Genomic DNA, 14925 nt, shown 5'->3' on the forward strand with positions numbered 1-14925 from the left:
GCGTTCAAGGGAGGGATCAGGGCGGCGGGATCGTCCTGGCCGAGGGCCGCGTCGAGTTCGCTCACCGGGCGACGCGCGGCGGCGGGGAGGTCGGTGAGCGCGGTGATCTGGCCGGCGAGGCGGCGCAGGTCGGCGGCGTTGCTCCGGGCCCAGGCGCTGGTGCTGCGCTGTGCGGCACGATGTTCGCGCGTGGCCTGGACGCGCTGTTCGCCGGTGGTTCCAGCGGGGCCGGGCCGGTTGCGCAAGTAGCGACGTTCGGCGGCCTGACGGCTGGCGACACCGAGCGGCTCGGCGAGGTCGGCCCAGCTGGCACCCGCGTCACGGGCGGTCTCGATGAGACCGGTCTCCCACCCGGCGAGCTGTTCACGGACGTGACGCAGCAGCAGCAACGAAGCCAGGGCCCGCTCCGGGCCGACACCGGACGCGGCGGAAGCACCGGGCGCCTGCTGCCGGGCGGTCTGCAGGGCGTCGTCTATGGCTTCCAGGGCTGCCGCGGCGGCGAAGAACGACGCCGGGCCCTGAGCGTCGGTGGGAGCAGTTTCCGGTCGGTCGTCCCTGTCCGGTCGATCCGCAGTCGTCATGGCACCTCCTCGACTTCGTCATCACCTGGATGACCTCCCATTTCGTCATCCATTCGATGACAGGGTACAACGATCCCATGAGGGTGTCGGCAACTTTCGCCGAACCCGGACGTTCGGACGCGCCCCGCCGTCACGCGACCCGCGCGAGCGCCTATACGTCGGGACTGCGCGGAGGGTCCAGCGCTTCGCGGGCGTCCCGGGTGGTGTCTTGCACGGGGGCTCGTTCCTGGAGTGAGCCGGGGGCGGCTCTCTCCGGGGCGGCCGGGCTGTGGGCGCTCTGGGGTGGTGGTGGCGGGCTGTGGTCGCCGAGGGTGCCGGCTCCGGCGGGCGGCAGGCGCAGGGCCAGCAGGGCGGTGTCGTCACCGCGGGGGTCGAGGCGCTGCAGAAGCCGGTCGCAGAAGTCGTCGACGGTCCCGGTGCGCAATCGCCTGGCCAGGGCGGAGGCGTGGTGGCGGAGTCTGGACATGCCGGCCTCGATGGGACGTTCCCGGTTCTCGACGAGGCCGTCCGTGTAGAACAGCACGGTCGACCGTGCGGGAAGGTCCTCGTGCGCGTCCGGCCAGCTCAGGCCCAGGTGCATGGTGGCGCTCATACCGATCAGCGGCCCGTGCCCGCGGGTCAGGAAGCGGGTGTCTCCCTCAGGTGTGATCAGCAGCGGCGGGGGGTGGCCGGCATTGGCCCAGTGCAGCTGCCAGGGCCCTCCTTCGGGACCTTCGAGGCGGGCGAAGATCAGCGTGGCCATCGGCGCGTCGCTGGTGTGGGTCACCGCCTCGTCCAGCCGCCGCATGATCATGCTGGGTGGCTCCACATGGGTCCAGGCCAGCGCGCGCAGCATGTTGCGCACCTCGGCCATGTGGACAGCGGCCTGCAGATCGTGGCCCACCACGTCCCCGATCACCAGGGCCATGACGCCGTCGGCGAGCAGGAAGGCGTCGTACCAGTCCCCTCCGATCTCCATGGCGCGCTGTGCCGGCAGATAGCGGGCGGCCATGCGCAGGCGATCGACCTGCGGCAGGGGGGCAAGCAACTGGCGCTGCATGGTCTCCGCGACGTTCCGCTGCTCCTCGTAGAGCTGGCTGTTGTCCAGCACCAGCGCGAGCCGGCGCCCGATGTCCGCGAGCAGCCGCATCTCGCCCTCGGCCGGCGGACCGGAGCCCTCGGCCCGCGCCACGGTCAGCACGCCGTAGTAGCGACGGCGGGAACGGATCGGTACGGCGGTGGCCCAGCGGCCACCGAGCCGTTCGAACAGGATGCGGTGTCCGGCCGCCATCGGTGACCCCGCGTCCACCAGGTCGCCGGCATCCAACAGGACCGGCTGCTCGCCGCGGATGATCTCCGGCCGCTGCTGCGCCGCCTGCAGCGGTCCCGTCAGCTCCCTGGCGCGCCCCGGATGAGCGAGGCTGCGCACCGCGACACGCTGCGGGACGCCGGAGTGCGCGTCGACGAGGTCGACGGCGGCCCAGTGCCCGAGTTCCGGCACCAGCAGGGGAAGCAGCGCGCGTGCCGCATCCGTGGCGTCCATGGTGGACATCAGCACCGACGAGACCTCAGCCAGGAGATTCAACCGGTTGGTGAGCGCCTCCAGAGCGGCGGTGTGGGCGATCGCCCGCTCCTCGGCGTCCCGGTGCAGGCTGAAGTCGCTGAAGACGATCACCACCCCGCCGGGGGTTTCTCCCGGCATGAGCGCCGTCGCCGACCAGATGATCGGCAGCAGGACGCCGTCACCGCGCAGGAAGTACTCCTCGCTTCCCTCCACGGCGTCCCGGCTGCCGGCCAGGGGAGTGCGCATCAGGCACCGCTCACGGGGGACGCGACCTCCGTCAGGGCTGCGATGGAGTAGATCATGCGCGTCGTGCCCCAGCATCTCCGCCGCCGTCCGGCGCAGCAGGCGTTCCGCCCACGGATTGACGTACGTGATCAGCCCGGACGGGTCCAGGGTGAAGACGCCGGCACCCATATCACGCAGGACATCACTCGCGAAGCCGGGATTCCGCTCACCGCCCGAACCGGTCATGGGCTACCACTCCTCGTGACCAGGCTCTCAGAAAACAGACCCACGCACGCACCGCAACCCTGGGATCCGCGTGGTGCGGTGCCCGTGATCCGGTCCGGTCAGGGGCCCCGCGCGTGTCGTCCAAGGCCACTCGCGCGACTGGCCCTAGTGCCAGCAGGACGCCTCGCCGCCGCCGCTGCCGTCCGAGGCGGTGCCGACCGAGACCTCGTAGGCGACGCCCTTGATGACCTCGGGGGCGGGTGAGTAGCCCCCGGTGCGGAAGTCGACGGTGAGCAGCAGGTGCCGGCCCTTGGCGGTCCGGGTCCAGCAGGCGCCCTCGACTGTGGCGTCCGGGGCCCTGGGATCGGGGTCGTGCTCGGGGTGCCAGCCGGCCGCTGACGCTGTCTCTGTGTAGTGGGCGATGACGTCGTCGCGCTTGCCCGGGAAGGCGTAGAGGCGGTCCGCGTGCAGCCACGCCTTGCCGCTGCTGTCGTCGTCGCAGCCGGTGGTCACGCCGACGCCGCGGTAGTTGCCAGGTGCGGTGGCGCCGGCGGGCGCCGAGTCGAGCACGGGCTCGGCGGCCACGTGCTTGAGTTCGGCTGCCGTGCCGTGGCAGCCGTCGCCGCCGTCCACTGCGGAACACGCGCCGAGGAAGGCGGCCGGCAGGATCAGGGCCGCCGCCAGCCCGAGGTGGGCGCGGGCACGGGCGGACGGTGAGGTGGGGGACAACGGTGCTCCTGGGAGTAGGGGGGACGGAGTCGGGCCGCTGTCTGATCTGGACGTACCGCTCGCAGCCGGTACGGCTGGCCTCCACGACCACGTTCGCGCGGGCTTCTTGCGAGCCGTACCGCCGTGGCTCGCGGGAGCGGCGGCCAGGGCGTACGCGCCGTCGAGCATCGTGAGCTCAGGGTGGGGGGACAGGGTTCCCGCTATCCAGCGTGTGCGTCCCCTGGGCGAGGCACGTCTGTGTCTTCGGGGAAGGGGCTTACGAATCATCAAGATAGGGGCAGGTACAGCTTGGTGATGAGGCATCACATCTGTGAGGCGGCTCACTCCTGCCGCGCCGGACGCACGTCTCGGCGTCCGGCGCGGGAGTCGCGTGCCGGAGGCTGGTGGCTCAGGAGCCGGTCAGCTGCGAGGCACTGGGCACCTTGTCCTTGACTTCGGCGCCCGCGCTCTTGCCGGCGTCCTTCACCTTGTTGATGACGTCGTTGTAGCTGCTGACCGTGTCATCGGTGTTGCCCTTGCGCAGTTTGGACGGCAGTTGCTTCAGGGACTCGATGCCGGCGGTGAGTGGGGCGAGGGCCTTCGAGAGGGTGGGGTCGGCCTTGGCGTTGCGGACGGCCGCCTTGAGCCGGTTGTAGGTGAACGCGCCGGCGAGACCGGCCTTGACGAGAGCGAGCCTGCGGCCGTGGGCGCCCTTCTTGAACTTGCCTGCCTTGTACGGCTTGACGATCCACTGGTAGGTCGCGCCGGCGGCCAGCGCGGCGTCCGCGACGAAGCGCGTCTTGGCGAACCTGCGCTTCTCCGCGGTCGTGCTCGGACTGGGAGTGGGATCGGCGACGGCGGTGGCGGTCGCGCTCCGCACGGGATGCTGGGGGGCGGCATACGCCGTCGAACCCGCCAGCAAGGCGCAGCACAGAACGGACGCTACGACCAGGCGACGTATCGGTACGGACATGAGACTCCTCCCCGGAGCGAGGGGCGAGTGAACGCTGCGACGGCAGCGCACTGTCGAGACGAACCGTTCTTCACAGGCTGACCCGCTTCCATCGCTTGCGCCACTCGGGTGAATGTGTTGGGCAAGGCGAGGCTGGGCAGGGCAATGCAGGGCCCGGGAGCGCTACTTCGCCGCGGTCCGTCGCCGGTCGGTCTCACCGCTGAGCCGTCAGTGCTCGCCGTCGCGCAGCCGTACCTCCACCTGACCGTCGACGACCCGGGTGTCGAAGGCGGGCTGTGGTGCCGTTGCCGGGCCGCGTACGTTCCAGCCGTCCGACAGCCGGAAGACGCTGCCGTGCCAGGGGCACTCCACGCATCCGTCGGCGACGGTGCCCTCGGACAGCGGTCCCGCCAGGTGACTGCACCGGTCGGCCAGGGCGTGCACGGCCCCGTCGGATCCACGCACCACCAGTACCGGTACGTCGTCCACGCTGCGTCGCTCCGGCCGGCCTTCCGGGAACTCGGCCAGGGCCCCGACACGGTGCCAGCCCTCCGGGACGACGTGGGGGACCTCTTCCGCGTGGTTGGCGCCGGACGCCTGCCGGTAGGCCAGGTGGCCGCCCAGCATGCCACCGATTCCGACCGCCGTCAGACCCAGGAAGCCGAGCGCACGGCCCGGTGCGCCGCGTCCCTTGACGCGGCAGGCCAGTGAGGTGGCGTACAGACCGGCGGCCACCGTGTTCGCCAGGGCGTGCGCCAGGCCGACGCGCTGCTGCTGGGGGCGCAGTTCCGCCCAGTCGACCGCCCCCGTCAGCGCCGCGGGGACCGTCGCGGCCAACCCGACTCCGATCAACAGGCCGGCCTCGCGCGATCGGCCGGGGCGCAGGTCCAGCAGTGCCGCCGAGAACCAGGCGCCGATCGGCACCTGGACCATCAGCGGATGCAGCGGGTGGCCCAGCCACCTGCCGTGCAGAAAGTCGCGGCCGCGTCCCAGCGGCAGGGACCGTACGCCGCTACCGAGCGTGTCTATCACCGCATCCGCACGCGGCTCCCGCTCCAGGCGGTCCAGCAGCCACAGGACTCGGTTCTGACCTGTCCGGCGACGAGGGGGTGCTGTGCTCATGAGCAGCCGGGTCCCCGCCCGCGTGGATGACAAACGGTCCCGCGTCCGACGGCAAGGGTGCCGCCCGGCCACCTGGGGCGATAGCCTTGCGTAAGGGAAACCCAACCATGCGTAGCGGACCGTAGGGTATGGGCGGCCTGATCGACCCGGGGACCACCGCGCCGCCGAGGTACTTCGACCGCACCGACCACGTCGTCCCGCGCGTCAGGGACTGCACCAAGTCTCGGCCGGGCCGGCGGTGTTGCGTTCCTCCCCGGAGCAGAGGGTACTCCCGGCGCCATGGGATCTCTGGGTTCGCCGGTGCTGCTGGCGTTGTTCGTCGCCAGTGCGGCTGTCATCTGGTTCGCGGGTGTCAAGCTGTCGGACACGACCGACGTACTCGCCGAAAGGCTCCACCTCGGCAGCGCGCTCGGCGGACTCGTTCTCCTGGCCATCGCGACCAACCTTCCCGAGATCGCGATCACGGCGAGTGCGGCGATGGCCGGCCAACTCGACGTCGCGGTGGGCAACCTCCTCGGCGGCATCGCCCTCCAGACGATCGTCCTGGCCGTCCTGGACGCTGCCGGCGTCCGCCCGCGCGCCCCGTTGACCCGTCTGGCGGCCAGTCTCCAACTCGTCCTGGAGGGCGCCTTGGTGGTGGTCGTCCTGGCCGTGGTCGTGATGGGCACCCAGCTCTCCCCGGACCTGCACGCCGCTCGGCTGGCACCCGCCTCGGTGGCGATCGCGATCCTCTGGCTGGTGGGACTGGTGCTGCTGGACCGGGCAGGGCGGGGGCTGCCGTGGCGGGAGGGCGGCGACGCCCCGGACAGCCAGCCCGAACCGCGCGGTCACTCCAAGGGCAAGAAGGAGAAGGCCGCCGGCGAAAAGGGCGTGAGCACCGTCCGTACCGGGCTGGTGTTCGGCTTCTCCGCGCCGGCCACCCTTGTCGCCGGCGTCGTGATCGAACGCAGCGGCGAGGAGTCCTTCGGCCGACAGGGCCTGAGCGGCGTGTTGTTCGGCGCGACCGTGCTGGCGGCGGCCACCTCGCTGCCGGAGGTCAGCACCGGCCTGACCTCCACGAAGCTGGGCGACTACCAACTCGCCGTCAGCGACATCTTCGGCGGCAACGCCTTCCTGCCCGTGCTGTTCCTGCTCGCGACCGTCATCTCCGGCAAGCCGGTCCTGCCGGCCGCGCACGACACCGACATCTACCTCACCGCCCTCGGCATCATCCTGACCGTGGTCTACATGGCGGGGCTGATCTTCAGGCCGCGCCGCCAGTACGCCCGCATGGGCATCGACAGCATCACAGCGGTGGTGATCTACGTCATCGGCATCGCCGGACTGGCCACCATCGCCGGCTGACAGGTCCCCTGCGGGGCACCAGCCGGAGCGACGCCGAGGCCGCCCCCGTCGCCATGGCGTCGTCGCGGCGTGCCTTCCGACCTCCCTGGGGGCCGTTCGGACGCCCGCGGGCCGGCCTTGCGTCAGCTCCGGCACCCACATTCGTGCGGTGGCGGGCATGGGTGGAACATGAGGGGGTACACGCCGCCGCACCGGCCGTCGGACTCGGCGGCCCGTGGCACGAATCCGGATCCGGGAGGGGACCTTCATGGCGCTCATGAGCACGCTGGCCGCAGACACGCGGATGTCGGAGCTGCCGGAGGTCGCCGACCCTTCCCGAGTGGCGCCGAAGGACGCCCGGCAGCTGTCGCGGCTGTTCTTCGAGCAGCTGGCGGTGCTGGAAGAAGGCACGGCCGAGTACAGCTACGCGCGGAACACGCTGATCGAGATGAACATGTCCCTGGTCCGCTACGCGGCCGGCCGGTTCCGCAGCCGCGGCCCGGAGGAGATGGAGGACATCGTCCAGGTCGGCATGATCGGTCTGATCAAGGCGATCGACCGGTTCGAGCTGTCCCGGGAGGCGGAGTTCACGTCCTTCGCCATTCCGTACATCGTGGGCGAGATCAAGCGCTTCTTCCGTGACACCACCTGGGCCGTGCACGTGCCCCGCCGGCTCCAGGAGGCCCGGGTCCAGCTCGCCCGCGCCACCGAGGAGCTGCGCAGCCGCCTGGACCGCGATCCGACGGTCAAGGAGCTGTCGGAGCTGATGAGCCTGCCCGAGGACGAGGTCCGCGAGGCCCGCCTGGCCTCCAACGGCTACAACTCCACCTCCCTCGACGCCGCCATCGGCGGTAGCCAGGATGGTGAGGCCGCGCTGCAGGACTTCATCGGCGTGGAAGACGGCGCGCTGGAGCTGGTGGAGGACTTCCATGCGCTGGCTCCGCTGATCGCCGCCCTGGAAGAGCGGGATCGGCAGATCATCCACATGCGGTTCGTGGAGGAGCTCACCCAGGGGCAGATCGGTGAGCGCCTGGGCGTCTCCCAGATGCACGTCTCCCGGCTCCTGTCCCGGTGCCTGAACCGCCTGCGCGAGCAACTGCTGACCACCGGCTGAAAGTCCGATCGGGGCGGCCGTGTGAATGTTCTCGGCATGGCGGGGGCGGTCCCGGGGGCGTGTCGGAGCCGCGGGCGGCGGATTGAGACACTGCGCGCATGGACGTCGGCCGCAGGAACAATGTGACCTGACCGGCAACGCCGAGGGGCCTGTGGTGGTGCTGGCGCATGGCTTCGGATGTGACCAGAACATGTGGCGGCTGACGGTTCCTGCGCTGGCCGGACCCCACTTCGGTTCTTCGATCGCAGGTCATCGTGAGATGCGGGCCTCGATTCCGTCGAGCAGGCAGTCGAGGCCGATCCCGAAGGTGTGGTCGGCGTCCAGATCGGTGGCCTCGTGCACCACCGTGGCCAGTGCGGGGAAGCGGCCGGTGGCCAAGGTCCGCTGCAGGTAGGGCCCGAGCGTGGCTTGCCAATGCTTCTCGTCCATCCCGGTGGCCCGCTCGGCGCGTCGCTCGGCGATCTCCCGGCGCACCGCGCCGATCACGTACGCGTTGACCGCGGCGACCACCGGCATGACGTCGTCCACGTCGACCCCGCCGAGTGCGGCCATCACGGACTCCCCGGTGGCCAGGGCGTGCGGCCCGAGCTGAGGGCGGCCACCCAGGAGATCGGCGAGCCATTCGTGCCCCTGAACGGCGTGCCGAGTGGCTTCGGCATGCGACCGGAGCACCTCCCGCCAGCCGTCGCCGACCGGCCGGATCTCGGCGTGGACGGCGTCGACCATCAGGTCGAGCAGCTCCTCCTTGCCGGCGATGTAGCCGTACAGCCGCATCGGACGGACGTCCAGCTCGGCGGCGACCTTGCGCAGTGACACCGCCTCCAGGCCGTCCGCGTCGGCCAGTTTGATCGCCGCCCGCACGATCCGCTCCCGGCTCAACGAGGCCGGCACCGGCCGATCCGGCGGCTCGGGCCTTTCCCACACCAACATGGCGCCAACGATACAGCGTATGGGCCGATACGCTGTATCGTCCGAGACGTTGTATCGAAGGGTGTACCGGGGGAGAGGGAACATGGACATCGCCATCGTCGGAGCCGGTCTCGGCGGCCTGGCTCTTGCCCGCGTGCTGCATGTCAACGGCATGGACGCCGTCATATACGAACGCGAACCATCACGCGACGCGCGCGATCAGGGCGGCATGCTCGACATCCACTCCGGCCAGCGGGCGCTGCGCGAGGCCGGTCTGATCGACCAGTTCTACGAGATCGCCCGGGGCGCGGGGCAGGACATGCGTCTTCTCGAACCGGACGGAACCCTGCTGCTCCAGGAGGACACGCCCGACGACGCCCCGCTCGAGCGCCCCGAGGTCGACCGCGCCGATCTGCGCGACCTGTTGCTGGATTCCCTCCCCGAGGACACGGTGCGCTGGGGGCGCGCTTTCAAGTCCGCCCACGACGGCCTGCTGCACTTCGCCGACGGCAGCAGCGCGACATGCGACCTGCTGGTCGGCGCGGACGGCGCGCAGTCCCGGGTCCGCACGCTGCTCACCGACGCCCGCCCGGCGCACATCGGCCAGAACATTGTCGAAGTCGGAATTCCCGACATCGACCGCACTCACCCCGACCTCGCGGCAATGGTCGGACGCGGCAACTACTGGGTGCTCGGGGACGGACTGTCCCTGGCGGCGCAGCGCAACGGCGACGGCCGCGTCCGCATCGGCCTCAGTTTCTACAACACCCCCGAGGACTGGATCGCCGCCAGCGGGATCCCGTTCGACGACCCGGCCGCCGCGCGGGCGCGGCTGATCGACCTGCTGCCCGGCTGGAACCCACGGATCACCGCGCTGATCGCGGCCTGCGACGACACCGTCGTGCCGCGGTCGATCACCGCTCTCCCAGCCGGTCTGACCTGGCCTTCTACGCCAGGTGTCACGCTGCTCGGCGATGCCGCGCACCTGATGCCGCCGGTGGGGCAGGGCGCCAACATGGCCCTGCTCGACGGCGCCCTGCTCGGCCTGGCGCTGGCCGCGCACCCGGACGATCTTCCCATCGCCGTCGAAGAGTACGAACGTGAGATGTTCGAACGCACCAGTGCCGCCGCGCGGATGTCCGCCGAGATGCAGGACTTGCTGATGTCGCCGGACGCCGCCCAGAAGATGCTCGCGTTCTTCCAACCTGACGGAATCTGAACCCCGACAAGGCGTTTCCCTCTCCCCGGCCTCTTTCCCCGACCGGGGCCGGCAGGCCTGGTGCCGGCAGCCTCGGTGTGCCACGCTTGATGAGAACCAGCCTGGTCTGGTGGGAGACCCCGCGCCCCCGTGCAGTGGACACACGGAAAGGGCGGTGGCTGGTGCGGGTGGTCTTGCACAGTGTGAGCGGCACCGGTGTGCCGCGCGTTTGACGGCCTACTTCCGGCAGTGGGAGCCGACCGTGATGGGCTTTGATCCCGAACGGCGGTGTTTTCCTCCATGCCCTCTGTCGATGTACGCGTCAGCGAGCTCGCCGACCGGACCGTGATCACGGTGGTCGGTGACCTCGACCTCGATGCCTGCTCGCAGGTCACCCGTATCACGGACACCGTGAACGTCCGTGACCGCATACTGTGCCTGGACATGGCGGGCGTGGCGTTCATGGACGCCAGCGGCCTCTGCCTGCTGCAGACCCTGAACCGGAACGCCGACACACACGGCGGGCACCTGGAACTTTCCGGTTTGCAGGCCCAGCCTCAGCACGTCCTGGACCTCACCGGTACCCGCCCGCAGTTCCGCGTGACCACACCCCGTCCACCCGGTCCGCGCGCCGCGGCCGTCCTCCTGCCCGCGCATCACGCCGCCTCCTGACGGGCCCGGACGGGCCCGCTTCAGGCTCCTGCCGTGCAGCGCCAGAAGTCCCGCATCAGCGGTGGCGGGGTGGGATTCTCCATCGCCACCTGGGTGAGCAGGATCGTCACCGTCCCGGTGTGCGGGACCATATGGGCCGCCGTGCCGGTGCCGCCGACCCAGCCGTAGCGGCCGGGGACGTTCCAGGGGTCGGCGGGCGTGACGTCGACCTGGCCGCCGTAGCCCCAGCCCTGGCCCTCAAGGAAGAGCGCGCCCGCGTCGCGCTGGGCCGCGGTGAGATGGTTGGTGGTCATCCGGCTCACCGCGGCAGGCGTGAGGAGGCGGCGGCCGTTCGCCTCGCCGCCGTTCAGGAGCAGCCGGGCGAACGCCAGCCAGTCGTCGGCCGTGGACACCAGCCCGCCGGCGCCGGAGGCGAAGCGCGGGGCCTTCGTGAACGCGCCGTCCGGGGTGTCCGTCCGCACCAGCGCGCCCGCGCCGTCGGGGCGGTAGGCGGACGTGAGACGGTCCTGCTTGCCCGGCGGTACGACGAAGCCGGTGTCCTTCATCCCCAGTGGCTCCAGCAGCCGTTCGGCCAGATAGTCGGGCAGCGCGCGGCCCGAGGCCCGCGCGATCAGTACCCCCTGCAGGTCGGAGGCCGTGTTGTACAACCAGGCGTCGCCCGGCTGGTGCAGCAGCGGGACCCGGGACATGGCCGCCAGCCAGGTGTCCTGGTCGGGCATGGACTGCGGGGCGCGACCGTCTCGCTGCACCTCGAAGAGCGCGCGGACGGCGGGGAGCGTGAAGTCGTCGGGGAAACCCCAGCCCGGCCGTGAGCTCAGCAGGTGCTCGACGGTGATCGGGCGTACGGCCGGAACCACGTCGTCGACCGGTCCGCCGGGCGTGCGCACCACGACCGGCTTCTCCAACTCGGGCAGCCACTCGGCCACAGGGTCGGCCAGGCCGACGGTGCCGTCCTCGATCAGCGCCAGCAGCGCGGCGGCGACGATCGGCTTGGTGATCGAGGCGATGCGGAAGAGGGACTCGCGGGTCATCGGGGCGGTGCCGTCGGCGTCCAGCGACCCGACGGCCACCACTTCGACGTCGTCCCCTCGGGCCACCAACCCCACGGCCCCGGGGACCGTCCCGTTGTCGACGTAGCGTCGCAAGGTCTTGTGCAGTTCGCTCATCAGCAGGCCTCTTCCGAACCGGCGCGGGCGGGATGCTGTCTCCTGAGGACAGACTGCCGGCGATCCGGGAACTCATCGCCCCGACCGGCCCCACCCCGGCGCTCCTCGGGGACTCTCCGTCTCCCTGCACCGCTGACGGGCGGCCCACGTCACCTGGCGTCACCGCGTCACAAGGCGATCAGTCCGGCTGCCGTCTCTCTGAAGCCACATCCATGGAAATAGAAGGAACGCAAGTGTTCTTCGAAGTCGACGTGAAGCCACTCGCACTTCGCGATACGAGCTTCTTCGGCCGCGGTGGAGAGAAGCGCGGCTCCGACTCCTTTCGACCGGTGATGCAGCGCGACCACCGTGTCGAGGATGAAGGCATGAGCTCCGCCGTCCCAGGCGACGTTGACGAAGCCGATCAGACTGCCGTCCTCCCATGCGCAGACCCAGCCGAGGCTGTGGCGCCGCAGTCGTTCCCGCCAGTCGGTCCGGGCGACAGGGTGACCGAAACCGTCGGCGTGTAGCGCGTTGAGGGCGGAGTTCTCGAAGTCACCTCGCCACTGGTACTGGATCGTCACGTCTCCGATCGTATGTCCGTGCCGAGTCCGCTAGGGCCTGTTGCGAAAGTGGTCCTCTGCCGTGCGACGCCCGGCACGCACTCTCGCCGCACCGCCCGGAAGCCCGAGTACGCCCAGTACGAGGACTTCCGGGCGGCACGCCGAGAGCACGCACCGGACGCCGCGCGACCGCCCTCCGGGCGACGAGGCCACTTTCGCAACAGGCCCTAGGGCTGCACGGCGTTCGCCGACTGTGGCGCGTGGCGTTGCGCGGGGGGTGCGATGCGGTGGTCGTCCTGGTCAGGGCTCAGGCACTCGATCTGGTAGTCGCCGGTGTCGGCGTCGATGGTGACGCCGTGCGTCTCACTGCGGAATCCCGGGAAGCGGCGGTCGAAGGACTCCAGCGCGGTGAGGTAGCGCAGGAGCGGGCCGTCGGGGGCGCCGACGTTCTCTCCGGGCATCAGTACCGGGATGCCTGGCGGTGTGACGGTGACCATGGCCGCCGCGATCCGGCCGGCCGCCTGGGCGATGCGTACCCGCTCGGTACCGCCCCGCACCAGCCGCTGGTAGCAGTGCTGCGGCGGGAACACGGGCTCCGGCAACTGCTGGAACGCGGTGTCCAGCAGCTCCACCAGCCGTGCCGAGCGCAGCTGCCCGTGCATTTGTCGGCACAGCTCGCGCAGGGTCAGTCCCGCGTACCGTTTCGGGTGCGCGGCGGTGGCCTGCGGCAGCACCCGCTCCAGCGGCGCGTCGCTGTCGTACAGGGCCTTGAAGTCCATCAGCGCGTCCAGCAGCGTGCCCCACTTGCCCTTGGTGATGCCCATGGAGAACAGGACGAGCGTGGTGTAGCTGTCGGTCTTCTCCACCACGATGTTCCTGGTCGCCAGGTAGGCCGTCAGTACCCGCGCGGGGATGCCCTCGTCCGCCATCTCCCCGGTGGCGGTGATGCCGGGGCAGGTCAGGGTGACCTTCACCGGGTCCAGCATGCAGTGCCCCTCGGTCAGCCCCGGGAAGCCGTGCCAGTCGGCGCCGGGGGCGAGCGTCCAGCAGGACGGCTCGGTGCGCAGCAGCTCCGAGGGGGCCTCGTCGAAGGGGAGTTCCGTACCGGTCGCGGGGTCGGTGACCGTCGGAGGCTGCCACACGCCGAAGAACCACGGCGGACGGTCACCGGCGACCTCGATACGGTGGCGCAGGCGGACCATCTCCTGACGGAACCGGACGGCCTCCGTCACCGCCTCGTCGACCAGCCACTCTCCCTGCGGCCCGTCCATCATCGCGGTCGCCACGTCCAGGGAGGCGATCATCGGGTACAGCGGTGAGGTGGTGCCGTGCATCATCAGCACCTCGTTGAACCGCTCGTGTTCCACCGGCGCCCGCGGCGCGGGTCGTACGTGCACCATCGCCGACTGCGAGAGTGCGGCGAGCAGCTTGTGCGTCGACTGGGTCGCGAACACCGTCGGCCGGTCGGGCCCGGGGAACGACGACTCATGCACCGCCATGCCGTAGCGCCCCGCGTACAGTGGATGGAAGCGTGCGTACGCGAACCAAGCCTCGTCGAAGTGCACCCGCGGGGAGCTCGCCGCGAGCGCCCGCGCCGTCGGGACGGCGTCGTAACACAGGCCGTCGTACGTGGAGTTGGTGAAGACCGCGTACTGAGGCTCCGCCGAGAGCGCCCCCTCGGCCAACGGGTGCGCGGCGATCCGGGCGGCCACTGCCTCCGGTGCCAGCTCGGCGGGCGGCAGCGGGCCGGCCAGACCGTAGCCGTTGCGGGTCGGAACCAGGTAGACGGGGCGGGCCCCGGACACCACCAAGCCGTGCAGTACCGACTTGTGACAGTTGCGGTCCACCAGCGCCAACTCATCCCGCGTGACGCTGAAGTGGCCCACCAGGCGGTTGCAGGTGGAGTCCCCGTGCAGCACGAAGTACGTCAGGTCGGCGCCGAAGACACGGGCCGCATTGCGCTCCGCCTCCCCGATCGGGCCGGTGTGCTCGAACAGCGAGCCCAGCTCGTCCACCGAGATCGACAGATCGCTGCGCAGCAGCCGCTCGCCGAAGTAGTCGTGGAAGGCGCGGCCCGCCGGTGACTTCAGGAACGCCACACCGCCCGCGTGCGCCGGGGTGTGCCAGGAGTACTCGTGGGAGTCGTCGAAGCGGCGCAGGGCCCGGAAGAACGGCGGCAGCACCTCCTCGCGGTAGGTGCGAGCCGCCGTCGAGATCCGGCCGGCGATGAAGCCCGGGGTGTCCTCCAACGGCCAGACGTAGCCGACGACCATCTCCGACACCCACAACGGCAGATCCCGCACACCCTCGTCGGCCATCACCAGGAACACCGGAAGGTCCTGGAACCGTCGGCCGATGGACCGCAGCACCGAGGCCCCGCCGCTCTCGTCCCCGCCCGGCTGGCCGGCGGCCGTACCAGGAGGCAGATCCCAGGCGACCAGGGCCGCCGCCAGTCCTGCCTCCGTCCGCAGTACCGCCTGCGCGTCCTCGGCTGTCACGGCCCAGCGGACTTCCAGCCCCTTCGCCTCGACCGCCGCACGGATCGCGCGGAGTTGTTCGGGCGCGGCCCCCTCCTCGCGGAAGTGCTCCCGTACCGCGATCAGCATCCTGCCGTCGGGCATGCGGCCCCCTTTCCAGCGGCCCGG

Annotated in this window: 13 protein-coding genes and 1 pseudogene; 5 read left to right on the plus strand and 9 right to left on the minus strand. The window is 70.8% G+C overall.

The features are described 5' to 3' along the window. From V7E45_RS08400 to V7E45_RS08420, 5 genes are all read right to left on the minus strand, one after another. On the minus strand, nucleotides 1-581 hold a 581-nt coding region (locus V7E45_RS08400; protein WP_333773458.1), incomplete at its 3' end, for a type III effector protein. Between the two features lie 151 nt (nucleotides 582-732). Next, on the minus strand, nucleotides 733-2595 hold the full coding sequence (locus tag V7E45_RS08405; protein WP_333773459.1) for a SpoIIE family protein phosphatase: 1863 nt from the start codon (nucleotides 2593-2595) through the stop codon (nucleotides 733-735). A 144-nt stretch (nucleotides 2596-2739) separates the two neighbouring features. Then, complete coding sequence (locus tag V7E45_RS08410; RefSeq protein WP_333773460.1) at nucleotides 2740-3303, minus strand: hypothetical protein; 564 nt, start codon at nucleotides 3301-3303, stop codon at nucleotides 2740-2742. Between the two features lie 388 nt (nucleotides 3304-3691). Next, nucleotides 3692-4255 carry a hypothetical protein gene (locus V7E45_RS08415; RefSeq protein ID WP_333773461.1) on the minus strand — a complete coding sequence of 188 codons (564 nt, stop codon included), beginning with the start codon at nucleotides 4253-4255 and terminating at the stop codon, nucleotides 3692-3694. A gap of 207 nt (nucleotides 4256-4462) precedes the next feature. Beyond that, entirely contained in the window at nucleotides 4463-5356 is an 894-nt protein-coding gene (locus V7E45_RS08420) for a Rieske 2Fe-2S domain-containing protein (protein WP_333773462.1), read from the minus strand. A gap of 279 nt (nucleotides 5357-5635) precedes the next feature. Between V7E45_RS08420 and V7E45_RS08425 the strand changes: the two genes are divergently transcribed. The 3 genes and pseudogenes from V7E45_RS08425 to V7E45_RS08435 form a co-directional block, all read left to right on the plus strand. Further along, the gene (locus tag V7E45_RS08425) at nucleotides 5636-6700 is read left to right on the plus strand and encodes a sodium:calcium antiporter (protein WP_333773463.1); all 1065 of its coding nucleotides are present in this window, start codon (nucleotides 5636-5638) and stop codon (nucleotides 6698-6700) included. Nucleotides 6701-6947: 247 nt separating this feature from the next. After that, on the plus strand, nucleotides 6948-7793 hold the full coding sequence (locus V7E45_RS08430) for an RNA polymerase sigma factor SigF (RefSeq protein WP_333773464.1): 846 nt from the start codon (nucleotides 6948-6950) through the stop codon (nucleotides 7791-7793). 98 nt (nucleotides 7794-7891) lie between these two features. Further along, nucleotides 7892-8013, plus strand: a pseudogene (locus tag V7E45_RS08435) (alpha/beta fold hydrolase); the annotation flags it as partial. 29 nt (nucleotides 8014-8042) lie between these two features. On the opposite strand, the gene V7E45_RS08440 reads toward V7E45_RS08435, so the two are convergent. Continuing rightward, a complete protein-coding gene (locus tag V7E45_RS08440) occupies nucleotides 8043-8723 on the minus strand; it encodes a TetR/AcrR family transcriptional regulator (protein WP_333773465.1) in 681 nt (226 codons plus the stop codon). 82 nt (nucleotides 8724-8805) lie between these two features. Here V7E45_RS08440 and V7E45_RS08445 point away from each other — a divergent pair, with 82 nt between their 5' ends. After that, nucleotides 8806-9921, plus strand: coding sequence for an FAD-dependent oxidoreductase (locus V7E45_RS08445; protein ID WP_333773466.1), 1116 nt, complete (start codon nucleotides 8806-8808; stop codon nucleotides 9919-9921). A 279-nt stretch (nucleotides 9922-10200) separates the two neighbouring features. Then, on the plus strand, nucleotides 10201-10572 hold the full coding sequence (locus V7E45_RS08450; RefSeq protein ID WP_333773467.1) for an STAS domain-containing protein: 372 nt from the start codon (nucleotides 10201-10203) through the stop codon (nucleotides 10570-10572). Nucleotides 10573-10592: 20 nt separating this feature from the next. Here V7E45_RS08450 and V7E45_RS08455 read toward each other — a convergent pair whose 3' ends face one another. The 3 genes from V7E45_RS08455 to V7E45_RS08465 all read right to left on the minus strand — a co-directional run bounded on the left by V7E45_RS08455 (nucleotide 10593) and on the right by V7E45_RS08465 (nucleotide 14901). Further along, entirely contained in the window at nucleotides 10593-11738 is a 1146-nt protein-coding gene (locus tag V7E45_RS08455; RefSeq protein ID WP_333773468.1) for a serine hydrolase domain-containing protein, read from the minus strand. A gap of 167 nt (nucleotides 11739-11905) precedes the next feature. After that, entirely contained in the window at nucleotides 11906-12301 is a 396-nt protein-coding gene (locus V7E45_RS08460; protein ID WP_333773469.1) for a GNAT family N-acetyltransferase, read from the minus strand. Between the two features lie 206 nt (nucleotides 12302-12507). Beyond that, nucleotides 12508-14901 (minus strand): Orn/Lys/Arg decarboxylase N-terminal domain-containing protein, encoded by a 2394-nt coding sequence (locus V7E45_RS08465; RefSeq protein ID WP_333773470.1) that lies wholly within the window; start codon nucleotides 14899-14901, stop codon nucleotides 12508-12510. Nucleotides 14902-14925: the final 24 nt, after the last annotated feature.

The sequence above is a fragment of the Streptomyces sp. IBSBF 3136 genome (assembly GCF_036815105.1).
Taxonomy (GTDB): domain Bacteria; phylum Actinomycetota; class Actinomycetes; order Streptomycetales; family Streptomycetaceae; genus Streptomyces.

Excerpts from the sequence above, each read along its gene's own strand:
- V7E45_RS08405 (WP_333773459.1), bottom strand. The coding sequence starts at position 2,595 with ATGACCGGTTCGGGCGGTGAGCGGAATCCCGGCTTCGCGAGTGATGTC.
- V7E45_RS08415 (WP_333773461.1), bottom strand. The coding sequence starts at position 4,255 with ATGTCCGTACCGATACGTCGCCTGGTCGTAGCGTCCGTTCTGTGCTGC.
- V7E45_RS08420 (WP_333773462.1), bottom strand. The coding sequence starts at position 5,356 with ATGAGCACAGCACCCCCTCGTCGCCGGACAGGTCAGAACCGAGTCCTG.
- V7E45_RS08425 (WP_333773463.1), top strand. The coding sequence starts at position 5,636 with ATGGGATCTCTGGGTTCGCCGGTGCTGCTGGCGTTGTTCGTCGCCAGT.
- V7E45_RS08430 (WP_333773464.1), top strand. The coding sequence starts at position 6,948 with ATGGCGCTCATGAGCACGCTGGCCGCAGACACGCGGATGTCGGAGCTG.
- V7E45_RS08440 (WP_333773465.1), bottom strand. The coding sequence starts at position 8,723 with ATGTTGGTGTGGGAAAGGCCCGAGCCGCCGGATCGGCCGGTGCCGGCC.
- V7E45_RS08445 (WP_333773466.1), top strand. The coding sequence starts at position 8,806 with ATGGACATCGCCATCGTCGGAGCCGGTCTCGGCGGCCTGGCTCTTGCC.
- V7E45_RS08450 (WP_333773467.1), top strand. The coding sequence starts at position 10,201 with ATGCCCTCTGTCGATGTACGCGTCAGCGAGCTCGCCGACCGGACCGTG.
- V7E45_RS08455 (WP_333773468.1), bottom strand. The coding sequence starts at position 11,738 with ATGAGCGAACTGCACAAGACCTTGCGACGCTACGTCGACAACGGGACG.
- V7E45_RS08465 (WP_333773470.1), bottom strand. The coding sequence starts at position 14,901 with ATGCCCGACGGCAGGATGCTGATCGCGGTACGGGAGCACTTCCGCGAG.